Origin of the sequence: Mesorhizobium sp. M3A.F.Ca.ET.175.01.1.1 (assembly GCF_004791945.1) — a bacterium.
Classification (GTDB): Bacteria; Pseudomonadota; Alphaproteobacteria; order Rhizobiales; family Rhizobiaceae; genus Mesorhizobium.
The window spans coordinates 1-314 of record NZ_SRTP01000272.1 but is presented as its reverse complement, the minus strand read 5'-3'; the positions used below and the strand labels follow the sequence as shown (position 1 = coordinate 314).

Here is a 314-nt window from a genome sequence, read left to right as displayed (position 1 = left end):
GGGTTTTTCGGGCGGATATCGAACTGGCCGAAGGATCGCGTCACCGCCTCGGCCTGGCGGCGCGGCGACATCAGTCCGGCCGGCGATATGCGACGGATCACTGACATCACCAGATTAAGGCCGACCGCCATGCGTAACATCAGGCCGCTGCCGCGCCGGTCGTCGGTGACGAAGGCGATGCCGGCCTTGCGCGCCGCGCTGATGGAGGCAAGCTTCACCGGCCGGCCACCGACCGCAACCTCGCCCTGCCAGCGGCCGGCAAGTCCGGTGCCGTAGAGCGCGGAAAGCACCTCGGTGCGACCTGCCCCCATGCT

General features: G+C 68.8%; 1 pseudogene. It reads right to left on the bottom strand.

Annotated elements, in window-relative coordinates:
- Positions 1 to 314: pseudogene (locus EN818_RS31615) on the bottom strand (sugar ABC transporter ATP-binding protein); the annotation flags it as partial.